This is a genomic window from Nonomuraea basaltis (assembly GCF_005893125.1).
In the GTDB taxonomy this organism is placed as follows: Bacteria; Actinomycetota; Actinomycetes; order Streptosporangiales; family Streptosporangiaceae; genus Nonomuraea; species Nonomuraea basaltis.
This window is the reverse complement of sequence record NZ_VCJS01000270.1, coordinates 1-15,610: the sequence shown is the minus strand read 5'-3', so window position 1 is coordinate 15,610 and position 15,610 is coordinate 1. Positions and strand designations below refer to the sequence as shown.

The window sequence follows — 15,610 nt, the reverse complement described above, 5'->3', positions numbered from 1 at the left end:
CTTCTGGAGCGGGGCGGGCGGGCCCGCGCAGGCCCCGGCGCCGGCCACGGCGAGCAGGATGAGCAGTAGTGCGGACACGCGCATGAGAACTCCCCATAGTCCGAGCCCTTACGGCAGGCGGGCTCCGAGAAGGCACCCACTCTAACGAGTGACCGGCCCACTACGGTGAGTATTCGGCAGGATGCCGTTCAGGCGCCGTGTTTTGCCGCGATGTCGTCGATCATGGCGGCCAGGGTGAAGTCGAGCTCGGTGAGCCCGCCCTTGTCGTGGGTGGTGAGCGCCAGGTGCAGCGTGCGCCAGCGGATGTCGATGTCGGGGTGGTGGTTGAGCTCCTCGGCCTTGACCGCGATCTCGTCGACGATGCGAATGGCGGCGGGGAAGCCGGGCGCGGTGACCGTGCGCCGGATCTCGTCGCCCTCGCGCCGCCATTCGGGCAGATCCTTGAGCTTGCTCTCGATGTCCATGGAGACCTCCCTCCCGAGCCACATTATTTCAGCGCCCCGGAGCTGAGGCCCGACTGGATCTGACGCTGGAAGATGATGTAGATGATCATAACGGGAAGGATCGTCATGCTCAGGGCGGCGAACAGGCCCGGCCAGTCCGCCTCGTACCCCGCCAAAGTGGAGATCTTGGCGATGCCCTGGGTGATGACCCATTTGTCCGGGTCGCCGGCCAGGAGGACGAGGGGCAGCAGGTACTGGTTCCACTGGCCGAGCACGTTGAAGATCGTGATGCTGACCAGGCCGGGCCTGGCCATGGGGACCATGATCTGGAAGAACGTACGGGTGTGCGAGGCGCCGTCGATCATGGCGGCCTCGGCGACGGCGTCCGGCAGCGACCGGAAGAACGCCGCCAGGAAGAACACGGTGAACGGGAGCGAATAGGCGATGTAGACGAGGACCAGGCCGACGTGCGAGTTCAGCAGGCCGAACTGCTTGACGACGAAGAAGAGCGGCCCCAGCGCCAGGAAGACGGGGAACGACAGTCCTGCCACGAAGTAGTAATAGATCAGCTTGTTGCCGATGAACCGGTAGCGCGCCAGCACGTACGCCGCCATCGACCCGAACAACATCGTCCCCGCCGTGCCGAAGAACACGACGACGACCGTGTTGAGCATGTATTGCCCGATGTGCGCCTTGTTCCAGGCCCGGCCCCACGAGTCGAGCCGCACCGCGCCCGGCAGCTGCAGCGGGTCGCCGAAGATCTCGGTGTTGGTCTTGAACGACGCCAGGAACGTCCACAACAACGGCAGGATGATCAGCAGCGCCCAGACCGCCAGCGCCATGTGGGAGAGCCCACTGAGCACGCCGGGCCGCGGCCTGCCTGTGTCACGCGAGGCCATGTCTAGAGCTCAACCCTCTCACGCCTGGTCGTACGCAAGGTCAGTACGGCGAACGTCACGGTAAGGAAGAACAGCGCCACGCCCATCGCGGAGGCGTACCCGACCTTGTTGTAGGCGAAGGCCGTCTTGTAGACGGTGATCGGCAGGATGGTCGTGGCCCCGTCGGGCTCGCCCTTGTCCCCCGCCAGCACCTGGATCAGCGCGAACCCGTCGAAGGCCGCGATGCCGAGATAGATCCAGCCGACCTGGACGGTGTCGCGCAGCAGCGGCAGCGTTATCGAGAAGAACAGCCGCATGCGCCCGGCGCCGTCGAGCGCCGCGGCCTCGAAATAGTCCTTGGGAATGGCCGCCATTCCGGCGGAGAAGAGCACGACGTAGAACCCGACCCCCTGCCAGACCATCACCGCGATGATCGACCAGAGGGCGAGCCCCGGCTCGGTCAGCCAGCCCACGGGCTCGACGCCGAACCTGGCGAGCACGCCGTTGACGACGCCGTCCGCGTCCGGCCGGTAGACGGCCTGGAACAGCACCCCGACCACGGCCACGGCGAGGACCTGGGGGAAGAAGAACACCACCCGGTAGAACTTCGACCCCCAGACGCCCCTCATGCCCGCGCCGCGCGTGCCGCCGCCCAGGTTCAGCAGGAAGGACAGGAACAGCGCGATGACGATGGTCGCGATCGGCAGCACGAGCAGGAGGATCCCGTGATTGCGCAGGGCCTGCCAGAAGATCTCGTCCTCGAACAACCGGCCGAAATTGTCCAGCCCCACGTATCGCACGACCGAGGAATATCCGTTCCAGCTCGTCAGCGAGAGCTGGAACGCCTGGACGTAGGGGCTGATGACGAAGACCGAATAGAGGGCGACGGGGACGACGAGGAATCCGGCGATGAAGCCGTATTTGCGCAACCGCTCCATCGTGCTATTGGCTCCGCGTCTGCTTGGCGACGGAGTCGTCCTTCTTGATGCCGTCGGCCTTCTTCTGCATGTTGGCGCAGAACTTCTCCGGGGTGATCCGGCCGGCCATGACCACGTTGATCTGCTCGGTGCCGTAGTCGAAGAGCTCCTTGTACCAGCCCTCGAAACGGGCGTCGGTGATGATGTTCTGGCCGGCCGCGTCCTGCGCCTTGGCCGCGCTCTTCAGGCCGGCGGGCAGGTCGACGCCCTCGGCGGCGCCGTTCACCACGGTGAGGTTCTTGGTCTTCTCGGTGAAGCCCTTCGCGCCTTCCTTGGACAGCATCAGGCGCAGGTACTCCAGACCGCCCTGCGGGTTCTTGCCCTTGGAGGCGACGACGAAGTTCTCGCCGACGCCGACCTGGATCGCGCCGTACGGCATCTTGTCGGCCGCGGTCACGTCGGGAATGGGGGCGATGGCGTATTGGAAGTCCTGCGGCTGGTCCTTGGCCATCTCGTTCTCGATCCAGGACCCGACCGGGTAGAACAGCAGCTTGTTCTGCAGGTGCTTGATCTGGGTCTGCGTGTGGTCGAGGCCGAAGTACGCCTTGTCGCCGTACTTCGCCTGGACGTCGGCCCACGCCGTGACCGCCTGCTTCATGGCCTCGGCGTTCCAGGCGTTGTCCACCAGGTTGTCGATGTCGATGACGACCTGGTTGCCGCCGATCTTGGCGGCGGTGTAGAGGACGTTCCAGAGCTGGTAGTACGGGCCCTTCTGCCCGGGGTACGCGAAGAGCAGGACGCCGTCCTTCTTCGCCTCCTCCCCCAGGGCCGTGAACTCGGCCCACGTCTTCGGCAGCGTCCATCCCTTGGCCTCGAAGAGCTTGGCGTTGTACCAGAGCGCGCGGTGGGACACGGTGTAGTTCAGCACCAGGTCCTTGTCGTTGATCTTGGCGTTGTCGAGCACGGCGGGCGTGACGGTGTCGCGCACCTTCTTGCCCGGGTCGTCGATGGAGGGCGCGTCGAACAGCGGGGCCAGGTCCGCCAGGTGGCCCTCGGCGGCCAGGGCGGCCAGGTCCAGCGCCTCGGGGCCGGAGTTGTTGAGCACGTCGGGCGCGTCGTCGCCGACGAAGCGCGGGCGGAGCTGGGTGCCGATCTGCTGAGTGGCGGTGTGCTTGATCGTCACACCGGGGAACGCCTTCTTGTAGAGCTCCTCGTGCAGGTCCTTGGCGTACGCGTCGCCGTACCCGCCGCTGAAGATGACGACTTCGAGCGGCTTCTTCGCGTCGACGCCGAACGGGTTCTTGGGATCGGCGGAGGCGGCGATCGAGGTCGCGGGCGCGGGCGTGGGATCGCCGCCCGTTCCCGCGGTGGCGCAGGCGCTCAGCAGGCCCGCGCCGGGGCCGGCGACGAACGCGGTCATGCCGATGCGACGGAGCAACTCGCGCCGTGTGATGTCGCCCGGGTGGGTCATGGGGGCTCCCGAGGTGAATTAGGAAAGTTTCCTAAATGTTTGCCCCGAAGGTACGGACGCCCGCTGACACCCGTCAAGGGGTGCAATCGAGCCGTGACCCTGCCGTGACCGTTCTCCTAGATTGATGTTTTCGCTGGTCGCCTGACTGTGAGTACACCTACCGGTGAGTCAGACGACAGCATTGTGGACGCGGACCGGGGAGGGCAAGGGTGCGGAACGCCTCGGTGAACGCCACGGCGCCGGTCTCGGGATCCATGATCGTGACGTTGCGGGCGGAGGCGCTCAGGCGAAGTGGGCGCGGGTTTCGGCGAAGGCCTGGTCCATGCCCTCCAAGGCCTTGGCGACGTCGGACTCCGTGTGGGCGGCCGACATGAACCAGTTGTGCCACGGATGCACGTACACCCCGTTCCGCAGGCACGCGTCGCTCCAGTACATGGCGACGGACAGGTCGGCGTCGCCGTCGAAGCTGAGCCACGGGATCGTCACCGGCCCGGTCTGGTTCACCACGAAGCCGTGGGACTTGGCCTGGGCGTACAACCCCTCGCGCAGTTGCGTGCCCGCCCTCTCCATGGCCGCGATGCCGTCCGTGTCGCGCAGGGTCTCGATGGTGGCCTTGGCCGCGGCCATCGCCACCGCCGAGAACCAGAACGAGCCGGTCGAGTACAGCGTCTGGGCCGGGCCGCGGAGCGCGTCGGTGCCGGTTACGGCGGCGATCGGGTGGCCGTTCGCCATGGCCTTGGACCAGGCCGTCAGGTCGGGGCGCACCCCGTACGGCTCCCAGGAGCCCCGCAGGTCGATCCGGAAGCCGGCCCGCACGTCGTCGATCACCAGGGCCGCCCCGAGCCGGTCGGCCAGGGCGCGGGCGCCGCGCGCGAAGGCGGGCTCGACCAGCTCCTGGTCCTCGAAGGAGTCGTGCTTGAACGGCGTCACGATGATCGCCGCCACGTCCCCCTCCACGGTGGCCGCCGCGGCCTCCAAGGACGACAGCGAGTTGTACGTGAACTCGACCAGGTCGGCCCGCTCGTTCGGCGTCGTGCCGGCCAGGGAGGGCGTGCACCACGGGTCCGCCCCGTGATAGGCCCCGTGCGCCATCAGCACCTTCGTGCGCCCGGTCGCGGCCCTGGCGACCATCAGCGCCTGCGTGGTGGCGTCGGTGCCGTTCTTGGAGAACATCGCCCAGTCGGCGCTGGGGATCAGGTCCACGAGCAGCTCGGCGAGCTCCACCATGATCGGTCCAGGCCCGTTGAGGCAGTCGCCGAGCGCGGCCTGGCGGGCGGCGGCCTCCTCGACGCGCGGGTGCCGGTGCCCGAGCACGATGGGGCCCCAGCTGCACATGAAGTCGATGTACTCGCGGCCGTCCACGTCCCACTGCCGGCAGCCCTCGGCACGCTCGAAGAACTGCGGGTAGCCGGGGGCGAAGATGGCGGCGTTGAGGTGCCCGTACATGCCGCCGGGGACGACCTTCGCGGCCCGCCGGCGGAGTTCGGCGTCTTTCATGTGAGCATCCTTAGGGTGGATTCGAGGTCGGTGATGCCGGCGTCCGAACCGAGGCCGGTGGCGACGCGGGCGGCGGCGGCCGTGCCCCATCGGGCGGCGGTCAGGACGTCCTGGCCGTGGAGGAGGCCGGTGAGGAAGCCGGCGCAGTACGCGTCGCCGCAGCCGGTCGTGTCGGCGACGTCCGTCTTGAGCGCGGGCACGCGTTCGGAGCCCGACTCGGTGACGACGAGGCTGCCTTCCTCGCCCAGCGTCACGAGGACGCCGCGCGGGCCGTCCGACAGCAAGGCCGCCGCCGCGGTGGCGATGTCCGCCGCGCCCGTCATGAGGAGGGCCTGGGACTCGTTCGGCAGGACGTAGTCCACGTGCGGGAGGAAGGCCCGGGCCATTCCCAATAAGTCGGGCATCTCTGAGAGGAGGTCCATCGCGATGATCGTCCCGGCGGCCCGTACCTCGTCCAGGAGGGCGAAGAAGGCCGGGTCCCCCAGGCCGAAGGTGACGTCCATCCCGCCCAGGTGGATCGCCCGCGCGCCGCGCAGCACGCCGGCGTCCAGGTCGGCGTACGTCACGGAGAGGTTCGCGCCGGGCACGTGGAAGCTGGGCCGCCCGCCGTCCGGCCTGATGGGCAGGATCGAGGCGGCGGTCTGCTCTCCCGCCCTGCGCGCCAGGCAGGAGACGTCCACCCCCCGCTTGGCCAGCACCATCAGCAGGAAATCACCGAGCTCGTCATCACCGATGGCGCCCATCGTGACCACGTCGTTGCCCAGCTTGACCAGGTCCACCGCCGTCCCCGCGGCGGCGCCCGCGGCGGTGAGGCGGATCTGGTCGACCAGCACGGTGTCCTGGCCCTCGGGGATGTGCTCGACGGGCCTGGCGAGGATGTCGGCGATATGGACGCCGACGGTGACAACGGTCATAGTCTAAATAGACAGACGTCCGACTAAAAAGTCAACGGAGGAATCGATGCCGAAGATCGTCGATCACGACGAGCGCAGGCGCGAGGTCCTGTCGGCGGCCCGCCGGGTGATCGTCAGAGACGGCATCGACGCCGCCACGACCCGGGCCATCGCCAAGGAGGCAGGCTTCTCCAACGGGGTGCTCGCCCACTACTTCGCCGACAAGGACGAGATCCTGCTGTCGGCGCTGCGCCAGTCGCATCAGCGCATCCGGGGGCGACTGGCCCGCAAGGTGGAGGGCGTGACAGGGCTGGCCGCCCTGCGCGAGCTGCTGCTCGACAACCTGCCGCTGGACGCCGTGCGCACCCAGGAGACGCGGCTGGAGGTGAGCTTCTGGAGCCGGAGCCTGGCCTCCGAGCAGCTGGCCGAGGTGCAGCGGGCGGAGGCGGCCGAGCTGCGGGCCGCCGTACGCGACCTGCTGGGCCAGGCTCGCGCGGCCGGCGAGCTGCGCACGGACGACAACCTCGACGACCTGACCGAGCACCTGCTGGCCTTGGTCGACGGGCTCAGCCTGCACCTGCTGCTCTACCCGGGACGGCTGACCCGCGTCGACCTCGAACGACACATGCTCCAGGCCCTCGACCGCCTGTGAGGGAGTGCCGTCGCCTGGAGGAGCGGCGGGAGCGAAGCGACCAGAGCGGGGGAAGGCGGCGGCATATGGCGACCGAGCCGCCGAACGGAGTGAGGCCATGAACAGGCGGCGGCATATGGCGACCGAGCCGCCTCACGGAGTGAGGCCATGAGCAGGGTGATTGACCGTATTTCGGACGACCGACTACATTGGCAGGGTATGAGCCTCCGCGAGCAGCTGTGCGACTACGGACGGCGCGCCGTCGAGCTCGGCCTGGTCATCGGCACCTCGGGCAACCTGAGCGTGCGCCAGGGCGACCTGGTCGCGGTCACCCCGTCGGGGGCGGCGCTCGACCGGCTGACGCCGGAGATGTGCCCGATCGTGGACGTCGAGGGCTACCTGGTCGAGGGCGAGCTGCAGCCGTCCAGTGAAACCCCCATGCACCTGGCCGTCTACGAGACCACCGGCACGCAGGCCGTCGTCCACACGCACTCGGTGTTCGGCACCGTCGTGGCGACCACGATGGCCGAGCTGCCGCCGGTGCACTACAACGCGCTGCTGCTCGGCGGCGTGGTCAAGGTCGCCGAGTACGCCACGTACGGCACCCCAGAGCTGGCCGCCAACGTGCGGGCGGCGCTGGCCGGCAAGCAGGCCGCCCTGATGGCCAACCACGGCGGGGTGACCATCGGGGCGACGCTGGAGCAGGCGTTCGAGGCCACCCGGCTGCTGGAGTGGCTGTGCGAGGTCTACGTGCGGGGCCTCGGCGTCGGCAAGCCGGCCATCCTGACGGAGGAGCAGCTCGCCGCCGTGGTGGAGCGCTCGCTCAACCCGCCGTCGTTCCCCCGTCGCTGAGTGCCGCAGTGCTCATTGCCTCACTCCGTTCGGCGGCTCGTTCGCCATACGCCGCCGCCTTCCCCCGTCGCTCTAGTCGCTACGCTCCTGCCGCTCCTCCTCCAGGCGACGGCGCTCACTCGCCTGTTCCGCCAGGCCCAGCGGCAGGCCACCGGAGCCCGCGATCCTGTCGTGGAACTCCTTCAGCGGCCCCTGGAAGGACCCGCGGATGCGGTCGATCTCGATGGCGCCGGTCAGGTAGGAGGGCGCCTGTGTGGGCCAGGCGCAGTAGCGGTTCACCTCGCCCTGGGCGGTGCCGGGCGACAGCGACGCCTTCGTGGCCATGAACGTCTCTGCCTCTTCGATGGACATGTCCTCGCAGTGCAGCGCGGTGTCCACGACGATCCTGGCGGCGCGGAAGATCCGGCAGTCCAGGTGGGCCAGCTCGGTGGCCGGGGTGTCGAAGTAGCCCTGCTCGTGCAGGAGCTTCTCGACGTAGAGGGCCCAGCCCTCGGTGAAGTACGCCGTGCGGAAGACCTTCCTGACGGTACGGGGGTTGCCCGCCATGTACGACAGGTGCCAGTGGTGCCCCGGGTAAGCCTCGTGGACCGCGATCGACGGCATCTGGGCCCGCGAGTTCGTCCGCAGGCGCTGGCGTACCTGCTCGGGGGTGAAGTCGTCGGGCGTGTACGGCACGAAGAAGACGCCGGTCCGCGAGCTGCTCAGCGGCGGCGGCGAGAGGTAGTGGGCGACGGACAGGATCGGCCGGGTGTACTCGGCCGAGGGCAGCACGTGACACTCCTCGCCCTCGGCGAACGTGACCAGGTCCCGCTCCTTGACGAAGTCCCTGGCCCGCTGGGTCTCCGCGGCGTACTCGGCCCGCATGTCCGCCAATGTCGGCGGATGGTCGTCCATGAGGGACTCCATCGCCGCCCGCCAGTCCTCGGTGCCGTTGACCCGGACCGCCACCTGCCGCATCCGGGCGTCCAGCTCGGCCCAGGCGGCCTTGCCCTTCTCGTGCAGCTCGGCGGCGCCGTACCCGAGGAGCTCGCGCTCGCGCAGCAGCGTGGAGTAGAGCCGCTCCCCCATCCGCCAGGTGCCGCCGCAGGTGAAACGCTCCAGGAACGTGACAAGTTCGTCGAACGCCTGGGCGGCGGGCTCGGCGGCGGTGGCCAGCCTCGCGCGCAGCTCGGGGTCCTCGACCATGCCGGGGACCGTGCGGGTGAGGAAGTTGCGGCCGGTGCGCGCCTGGCCGAGGCCCCGCTGGACGAGCAGCGGCGCCGCCAGATCAGGGTCCAGGTTCGCCCGGCAGGCCGCCAGCACGCCGGGCACCTCGGCCAGCCGGGAGACGGCGGCCGGCACCAGCTCGGACTCCGGCTTGAGCCGCCGCTGGAACGGCGTGTACATCGAGCTGAAGATCGACGCGAGGTAGACGGCCGGGTCGCGGCGCCACTCGGGCCAGGAGGCCATCGCGATCGAGCCTCTCAGGTGCGAGAGGACCAGATCTCTGTCGATGGCGTCGTCGAAGGACGGGGCCTCGGCCGCCGACAGGCGTTCGAGCCAGCGGGTCTCCTCCTGCTCGCGAGCGGCCCAGGCGGAGGCGGTGAAATCACCGAGGGTGTGATCGTAACCGTCCGCCCCCAGGAAGCTGGCGACGACAGGACGGTCGGAAAAGTACCACTTGAGAAACTCGTCCACCGACGCACCATATCCTGAGCAAATGCCCCTGCAGATCACCGGAGCGCTCGGCGACCCCGACCTCATCCGCCTTCCATGGGACGTCCCCCTCGAAGACTGGCCGCAACACCATCTCGTCGATCTCCCGCGCGGCATCTCGCGGCACGTGGTGCGCTTCGCCCGGCTCTCCGGCAAGGTGTACGCGATCAAGGAGATCAGCGAGCGCTACGCCAAGCGCGAGTACCGGCTGCTGTGGGACCTGGCCAGGCTGGACGCGCCCGCCGTGGAGCCCGTCGCGTACGTGACCGGCCGAGACGAGGGCCTCGACGCGGCGCTGATCACCCGGCACCTGCAGTTCTCGCTGCCGTACCGCGCCGTCATGTCGGGCACGCTGCGCCCCGACACGCTCACCCGGCTGCTTGACGCGCTGGCCGTGCTGCTGGTGCGGCTGCACCTGAACGGCTTCTACTGGGGCGACTGCTCGCTGTCCAACACGTTGTTCCGCAGGGACGCGGGGGCGTTCGCGGCTTACCTGGTGGACGCCGAGACCGGCGAGATGCACCCGATGATCAGCGAGGGCCAGCGGCTCGGCGACATCGACGCCGCGCACACGAACATCTTCGGCGAGATGCTCGACCTGGAGGCCGGCGGGCTGCTGCACCCGTCGATCGACCCCATGGACACCGCCGAGGACGTCGTCGCCCGCTACCACCGCCTGTGGGACGAGATCACCGAGAGCGAGATCATCGAGGAGGTGGACTGGCACCGCGTGGAGCAGCGGATCAGGCGGCTCAACCTGCTGGGCTTCGACGTGGCGGAGATGATGGTGCGGCGCAAGGTCGGCACCGGACGGCTGATCGTGCGCCCGAAGGTCGTCGACGCCGGGCACCACCAGCGGCGGCTGCTCCGGCTCACGGGGCTCGACGTCGAGGAGAACCAGGCGCGGCGGCTGCTCAACGACCTCGACGGGTTCCGGGTGGCCAAAGGGCTGCGGCACGAGGACGAGGCCATCGTGGCGCACCGGTGGCTGGCGGAGGTGTTCCAGCCGACGGTCGACGGCATTCCCGCGGAGCTGCGCGGGAAGCTGGAGCCCGCGCAGTTGTTCCACGAGATACTCGACCACCGCTGGTACCTGTCGGAGCAGGCGGACGGCGACGTGGGGCTGGCCACGGCGGTGAAGTCGTACGTGGACAATGTGCTGGTCCACAAGCCCGACGAGAAGGCGCTGCTCCCTGAGGAGCCCGATCAGTAAGCGACGGTGATGCGCCGGCGTGGATGGGCGCCGCTCTCCAGCTCGTCCGCGACGGCGACCGCGTAGTCCTCGGCGCTGATGACGCTGCGGCCCTCGGAGTCGGCCAGCAGGTCGTCGCCGCCGATGCGGTAGACGCCGGTGCGCTCGCCCGGCGCACCCCGGCCGCGCGCACGCCCTCGATCAGGGCACGGTTGGCGTCGAGGAAGGGCTCCTTCGGCTCGGTGCCGTCGCGCGGCGGGGCGATGGCCGGGACGACGGCGTCGTAGCCCTTGGCCAGCATCGATCATCAGCCGCCGGTCAGTTTGGTGATCTCGGTCACCAAGGCGGGCCAGAGCGGGCGCGGCAGGTCGTGACCCATGCCCGGGTAGGTCACCAGCCGGGCGCCGGGAACGGCCGCCGCCGTGGCGCGACCGCCCTCGACCGGGACGAGCTGGTCCTCCTCGCCGTGCAGGACCAGCGTGGGCACGGTCACCCGGGCGAGCTGCTCCGTACGGCTGCCCGAGTCCATGATGGCGGCGAGCTGCCTGGCCGTGCCCGCCGGGTCGAAGCACCGGTCATAGGCCAGGCCGGCCATCATGGTGATCCGCTCGCGGTCCAGCTCGTAGCCGGGCGAACCTATGACCGACCAGGTCTGCAGCGCCTGCTCCAGGACGGCCGCGCGGTCGGCGGGCGGCGTGGCCGTCAGCGCCGCGATAGCGGCCGGCGTCGGCGGGGCGACCCGGGGGCCCGTGGTCGACATGATCGAGGTCAGGGTCAGCACGCGTGCGGGATGCCGGATGGCCAGCGCCTGGGCGATCATCCCGCCCATGGAGGCGCCGACCACGTGGGCGGCGGGCCACCCGAGGGCGTCCATGAGTCCGGCGGCATCGTCGGCCAGGTCGTCCAGCAGGTACGGCGCGGGCGCCCCCGCCTCGGGGACGCCCGCGTCGTGGAAGTGCGTGGACAGGCCCACGTCGCGGTTGTCGAACCGTACGACGTGGTGTCCCTGCTCGGCCAGGAGCCGGCAGAAGTCTTCGTCCCAGTGGATGAGCTGGGCGCCGAGCCCCATGACGAGGAGCAGGGGTCGTCCTTCGGGTGAGCCGAAGGACTCGTAGGCGATTTCGATGCCGTTGACGGCTGCGCGGGTGGTCACGAAGACCAGAATGACATTCTGGTCCCGCTCCGTAAAGTCAGCGCGTGACGAGCCTGCGGATGCGCTCGCCGCCGAGCACCACGCCGCCGCCGGCCATGGCGAGAGCGCCCGCGACGAGGACGCCGCCCACTGTGCCGGACTCCTCGGCCTCACCCTGGGGCGCGGCCGCCACGGGCCGCTCGGGGGCGGCGACGGCCTTGCCGCCCGCGGACTCCTCGTCGGGCTCCTCAGACGGCTTCTCCTCGGCCAGGACCTGCGGCGGCTCCGCCGGGTTGTTGTCCCGCTCGGCCCAGGCGCCGGTGGAGAAGGCGACCGGGTAGTTCTTCTTGCCGACACCGTCACCCCACTTGGTGATGATGTAGTCGACCTCGATGTGGCCCTGGCCGCCGACGCCGTCGACGCCGAGGGTGTCGGAGTTGAAGGTTCCGCCGGTCAGCTCGGCGAAGGTCTTGGCGTCCAGGTCCAGCATGATGCCCCTGTTGGAGGGTTTGCCGGGGCCGCGGTCGCCGACGAAGAAGGGCATCTTCTTGCCCTTGTACATCACGTAGCCCTCGGTCAGCAGCGGCCAGCTAGGGCTTGCGGCCAGGCCCTTCTGCATGGGCTTGCCGCTGGCGGGCAGGCCCGTGTCACCGGCGCGACCGGAGGCGTCGTCCCAGAAGTAGGACGCCGTGGTCGAGCCCTTGAGCAGTACCTTTTTATCGGTGTCGGAGTCGGCGTGGACCGCCGTGCAGGCGACGGTGAGCGCGCCGACGGCGGAAACGGCGAACAGGGCGAGGGAACGCAGGCCGAAACGAGCAGACATGAGGCAGTGGTCCTTTACGAGGGGACAGGGACGCGCACTCACCGAAAAAGGGCATGGCGGGGCAGAACGCCGAGCAATCTGCTACGCGGAGCGCGGAAGAGCCTGGAAAAGGGCGCCGCTCAGTCGGCGGCCGACACTACGCTGCCTGGGGGTCTGACGCGGTGATACATGGGTGTGATGTGTCCTCTCCATCACGCCTACCGGGTTAGCTGACGGGTTCGGGCGTGGAGATGCCCTACCGACACAGGTCGGATTCACCCCAACGAAGTGGGTCCCCGGTTCCCGACGGATCGGGATTCGGCGCCAGCCGGCTGTCCCTCCTGGGTAAGGGCCATGCCACCGGCTGGTAGTGGGCCATACTGTAACCACGTATTCCGGACAAACGCAATCGATTGGTCATGAATCGGGCGAAGATCTACGTACTCAGGTAAAGCAAGAGGGGGCACGGCATGCCGTGCCCCCTCTTGCTTCCAGCCTCAGCCGCCGCTCTTGCGCCTGAACGATCTTTTACTCGCAGCCGGACCGTGCGCCCCGTGGATCTTCGATGGGTCGACGCCCCTGCCACCCGAGCCCGAATCGGCGTGCTGGTTGCGCTTGCGCTCCAGCGCCTCACGGAACTTGCGCTTCATCTCGTCCTCGGGAGTTTCGCTGACTTCCGGCTCCGGTGTTTCCGCCATGAGGACCTCCAAGGTGTTGGGGACAATCACAGCTTCGCATGGCGCCGCTTATGACGCGAAACCGGCCTCAGCGTCTTGAAATCTCTGCGGTTCCCTGAAGGGATCAGCGGGCACCGTGCGCCGGTCGGGCACACAGCTGGACCGGCTCGGACACGCAGGTCGACCGTGCTGAAGCCCCATCCGCAGCGCCTGCCGGCGGAGATCCGCACCGGCGTCGCCTGGCCGACGAGGTCCTCGCCGGCCTCACAGGTACTCGCCGGCCTCATAGGTAAAGGGGAACCGCTCTGTTCCTGGTATTGGGTTGGGGCGGGCCCGGATATAGAAGCGGCATGATGGTCAACCCCCCGGTCCGGCAATGAGCCTCCTCGGTCGCGACCTGGCGATCGACCTCGGGGCGGCCAGCACGCGGATCTACGTCAAGGGCAAGGGCATCGTGCTCGACGAGCCCTCGGCCGTGGCGCGCGACGCCGAGACGGGCAAGGTCCTGGGGTACGGCGCGGACGCGGCCTGCGGCGGGACGGGCGAGGTCCTGGGGTACGGCGGGGACGCGGCCTGCGGCGAGACGTGCTGGCCCTTCCGCGACGGGCTGCCGGCCGACGGCGAGCTCGCCCGTCGCCTGGTCCGGCATTTCGTGCGCAAGGTGCACTGGAATCCGTTCGCCAGGCCGCGGATGGTCATGGCGCTACCCGAAGGCTCTACGCCGATCGACCGGGCGGCGCTGCGGGACGTGGCGTTCGATGCGGAGGCGCGGGACATCCTGCTGATCCCGCACGCGCTGGCGGCGGCGCTCGGCGCGGGCGTGCCGGTCAAGGACTGCGCCGGGCGGATGGTCATCGACATCGGGCGCGACTCTGCCAGGATCGCGGTCCTCTCGCACGGGGCCGTGGTGGCCTCCGGCACGCTCGGCGGCGGCGGCCAGGCCATGAACCGGTCGATCGCCCGCCTGGTCGAACGCGAGCACGGGCTGCTCCTCGACGAGCGCGAAGTGGAGGCGGCCAAGCGGAGCGCGGGCGCCGACTGGAAGCCGCTGCACCGGCAGGTGGTGGTACGCGGCCGCGACGTGGAGACCGGCCGGGAGCGCGCGGTGCCGCTGCCCGTACAGCGGATCTACGAGGCGACCAGGCAGCCGGTGGAGTCCATCGTGCGAGCGGCGGTCGGGATCGTGGAGCGCTGCCCGCCGGAGCTGGCGGCGGACCTCGGGGAACGGGGCGCGGTGCTGGTGGGGGGTGGCGCGCTGCTGCGCGGGCTGGGCAGGCGGCTGCGTACCGCGCTCTGCATCCCGGTACGGCGGGCGGAGCGGCCGCTGGAGTGCGTGGCGCTCGGCCTGGGGCAGTGCGTGGACGACCTGGGGCTGATCGCGAGGCTCAGACGCCTGCCCGGCTCCGTCGGGCGACGCCGAGCCTAGCGTTCGTCGACGAGCTCGCCCTGCTCGGCCGACGGGTCCTTGGCCACCTCGAACGCGGCCTTCGTCTCCGGCAGCGACGGGGCGAGCGCGGTCGCGGCCTCCAGGTCGGCGAGGGAGTCCCAGCGCCACATGTCCACCCAGGTGCGTTCGTCGATCCGGGTGAGCCTGGCCTCCGTGAGTCCTGGGGTCGCGGCGCGGAGCGCGGCGATGAGGGCGGCGCGCCTGGCGAGCACCTGCTCGGCGTCGGCGGGCTCGGCGGTGAAGCGGGTGGTGCGGATGATCGCCATGAGAGTCCCTCTCTAGAGTTGGAATCTAGTTAACCTGACTAGAGTTAAGCTTTAGCTATGAGCGATGTCAAGCGGGTCAGCAAGCGCACGCAGAAAGCCCAGGAGACGCGCAGGCGCATCCTGGAGGCGGCCGGGGAGCTGTTCGTGCGCGACGGGTACGGCACCACGAATCTGCAGGACGTCGCCGACAAGGCGGGCGTGGCCGTACAGACGATCTATTTCGTCTTCGGCAACAAGCGGTCGTTGCTGAAGGAACTGGTGGACGTCACGATCGCCGGCGACGACGAGCCGGTGGCGACCATGGAGCGGGCGTGGTTCCGGGCCGCGATGGCCACGGAGCGGGCCGAGGAGCACCTGCGGGAGCACGTGCGCGGGACGCGGGCCGTGCTGGAGAGGGTCGCGCCGATCACCCAGGTGCTGAACACGGCGGTGGCGATGGATCCCGAGGTGGCGGCGCTCTGGCCGCAGGGCGTCGATCCCCGCTACACGGTGCAGCGGGCGGCGGCCGGCTCGCTCATGGCCAAGCCGGGGGCGAGGGCCGGGGTCTCGGCCGAGTTCGTGGCCGACGTGCTCTACGGTCTGCTCAGCCCGGAGGTCTACCTGCAGTTCGTCGGGGAGCGCGGGTGGTCGCCCGAGCGGTGGGAGGAGTGGACGCACCGTACGCTGGCCGCCCAACTGCTCCAGGACTGAGGTCGGCCGGGCGGAGGGCTGGGATGCTGCTGGATGCGGCCGGGCTCCAACTGCCCACCGCCGAGCCTGTCGAGGACGGGGTCCTGCGTGCCTGGGGAGGTGCGGGGGCTGTCTCGTATACACATCT

17 protein-coding genes and 1 riboswitch are annotated in these 15,610 nt (G+C 69.5%); of the genes, 5 read left to right on the top strand and 12 right to left on the bottom strand.

Annotated features, from left to right (window positions below):
* Nucleotides 1-188 precede the first annotated feature (188 nt).
* The 6 genes from EJK15_RS59830 to EJK15_RS59805 all read right to left on the bottom strand — a co-directional run bounded on the left by EJK15_RS59830 (nucleotide 189) and on the right by EJK15_RS59805 (nucleotide 6,120).
* On the bottom strand, nucleotides 189-464 hold the full coding sequence (locus tag EJK15_RS59830) for a 4a-hydroxytetrahydrobiopterin dehydratase (protein WP_138719296.1): 276 nt from the start codon (nucleotides 462-464) through the stop codon (nucleotides 189-191).
* Nucleotides 465-487: 23 nt separating this feature from the next.
* Nucleotides 488-1,342 (bottom strand): carbohydrate ABC transporter permease, encoded by an 855-nt coding sequence (locus EJK15_RS59825; RefSeq protein ID WP_138719295.1) that lies wholly within the window; start codon nucleotides 1,340-1,342, stop codon nucleotides 488-490.
* A 2-nt stretch (nucleotides 1,343-1,344) separates the two neighbouring features.
* Nucleotides 1,345-2,259 (bottom strand): carbohydrate ABC transporter permease, encoded by a 915-nt coding sequence (locus tag EJK15_RS59820; RefSeq protein ID WP_138719294.1) that lies wholly within the window; start codon nucleotides 2,257-2,259, stop codon nucleotides 1,345-1,347.
* Between the two features lie 4 nt (nucleotides 2,260-2,263).
* Nucleotides 2,264-3,709: an N-acetylglucosamine/diacetylchitobiose ABC transporter substrate-binding protein gene (gene ngcE, locus EJK15_RS59815; protein WP_138719293.1), complete on the bottom strand. Its 1,446-nt coding sequence runs from the start codon at nucleotides 3,707-3,709 to the stop codon at nucleotides 2,264-2,266.
* 282 nt (nucleotides 3,710-3,991) lie between these two features.
* Nucleotides 3,992-5,206 (bottom strand): aminotransferase class III-fold pyridoxal phosphate-dependent enzyme, encoded by a 1,215-nt coding sequence (locus EJK15_RS59810; protein WP_138719292.1) that lies wholly within the window; start codon nucleotides 5,204-5,206, stop codon nucleotides 3,992-3,994.
* Nucleotides 5,203-6,120: a carbohydrate kinase family protein gene (locus tag EJK15_RS59805; protein WP_138719291.1), complete on the bottom strand. Its 918-nt coding sequence runs from the start codon at nucleotides 6,118-6,120 to the stop codon at nucleotides 5,203-5,205. The genes EJK15_RS59810 and EJK15_RS59805 overlap by 4 nt, the downstream gene beginning before the upstream one ends.
* A 46-nt stretch (nucleotides 6,121-6,166) precedes the next feature.
* Between EJK15_RS59805 and EJK15_RS59800 the strand changes: the two genes are divergently transcribed.
* Nucleotides 6,167-6,751 carry a TetR/AcrR family transcriptional regulator gene (locus EJK15_RS59800; RefSeq protein WP_138719290.1) on the top strand — a complete coding sequence of 195 codons (585 nt, stop codon included), beginning with the start codon at nucleotides 6,167-6,169 and terminating at the stop codon, nucleotides 6,749-6,751.
* Between the two features lie 198 nt (nucleotides 6,752-6,949).
* Nucleotides 6,950-7,582, top strand: coding sequence for a class II aldolase/adducin family protein (locus EJK15_RS59795; RefSeq protein WP_138719289.1), 633 nt, complete (start codon nucleotides 6,950-6,952; stop codon nucleotides 7,580-7,582).
* A 72-nt stretch (nucleotides 7,583-7,654) separates the two neighbouring features.
* Here the strand turns inward: EJK15_RS59795 and EJK15_RS59790 are convergent, their stop codons facing one another.
* Entirely contained in the window at nucleotides 7,655-9,259 is a 1,605-nt protein-coding gene (locus tag EJK15_RS59790) for a DUF885 domain-containing protein (protein ID WP_138719288.1), read from the bottom strand.
* A 22-nt stretch (nucleotides 9,260-9,281) separates the two neighbouring features.
* Between EJK15_RS59790 and EJK15_RS59785 the strand changes: the two genes are divergently transcribed.
* Nucleotides 9,282-10,490 (top strand): DUF4032 domain-containing protein, encoded by a 1,209-nt coding sequence (locus EJK15_RS59785; protein ID WP_171075222.1) that lies wholly within the window; start codon nucleotides 9,282-9,284, stop codon nucleotides 10,488-10,490.
* Here the strand turns inward: EJK15_RS59785 and EJK15_RS73705 are convergent.
* The 4 genes from EJK15_RS73705 to EJK15_RS59765 all read right to left on the bottom strand — a co-directional run bounded on the left by EJK15_RS73705 (nucleotide 10,484) and on the right by EJK15_RS59765 (nucleotide 13,101).
* Complete coding sequence (locus EJK15_RS73705; RefSeq protein ID WP_206061929.1) at nucleotides 10,484-10,777, bottom strand: NAD(P)-dependent oxidoreductase; 294 nt, start codon at nucleotides 10,775-10,777, stop codon at nucleotides 10,484-10,486. The genes EJK15_RS59785 and EJK15_RS73705 overlap by 7 nt on opposite strands.
* Nucleotides 10,777-11,622, bottom strand: a complete 846-nt coding sequence (locus EJK15_RS59775; protein ID WP_240777917.1) for an alpha/beta fold hydrolase — start codon at nucleotides 11,620-11,622, stop codon at nucleotides 10,777-10,779. Before EJK15_RS59775 ends, EJK15_RS73705 begins: the two co-directional genes overlap by 1 nt.
* 37 nt (nucleotides 11,623-11,659) lie before the next feature.
* Entirely contained in the window at nucleotides 11,660-12,424 is a 765-nt protein-coding gene (locus EJK15_RS59770; protein WP_240777916.1) for a hypothetical protein, read from the bottom strand.
* 179 nt (nucleotides 12,425-12,603) lie between these two features.
* Nucleotides 12,604-12,737, bottom strand: a riboswitch (cyclic di-AMP (ydaO/yuaA leader).
* Between the two features lie 163 nt (nucleotides 12,738-12,900).
* The gene (locus tag EJK15_RS59765; RefSeq protein WP_138719287.1) at nucleotides 12,901-13,101 is read right to left on the bottom strand and encodes a DUF5302 domain-containing protein; all 201 of its coding nucleotides are present in this window, start codon (nucleotides 13,099-13,101) and stop codon (nucleotides 12,901-12,903) included.
* Between the two features lie 355 nt (nucleotides 13,102-13,456).
* On the opposite strand from EJK15_RS59765, the gene EJK15_RS59760 reads away from it, so the two are divergent.
* On the top strand, nucleotides 13,457-14,506 hold the full coding sequence (locus EJK15_RS59760; RefSeq protein WP_138719286.1) for a rod shape-determining protein: 1,050 nt from the start codon (nucleotides 13,457-13,459) through the stop codon (nucleotides 14,504-14,506).
* On the opposite strand, the gene EJK15_RS59755 is transcribed toward EJK15_RS59760, so the two are convergent.
* Entirely contained in the window at nucleotides 14,503-14,793 is a 291-nt protein-coding gene (locus tag EJK15_RS59755) for an antibiotic biosynthesis monooxygenase (protein ID WP_138719285.1), read from the bottom strand. The two genes, EJK15_RS59760 and EJK15_RS59755, sit on opposite strands and share 4 nt — an antisense overlap.
* 57 nt (nucleotides 14,794-14,850) lie before the next feature.
* On the opposite strand from EJK15_RS59755, the gene EJK15_RS59750 reads away from it, so the two are divergent.
* A complete protein-coding gene (locus EJK15_RS59750) occupies nucleotides 14,851-15,483 on the top strand; it encodes a TetR/AcrR family transcriptional regulator (RefSeq protein WP_138719284.1) in 633 nt (210 codons plus the stop codon).
* The last annotated feature ends 127 nt before the right edge of the window (nucleotides 15,484-15,610 follow it).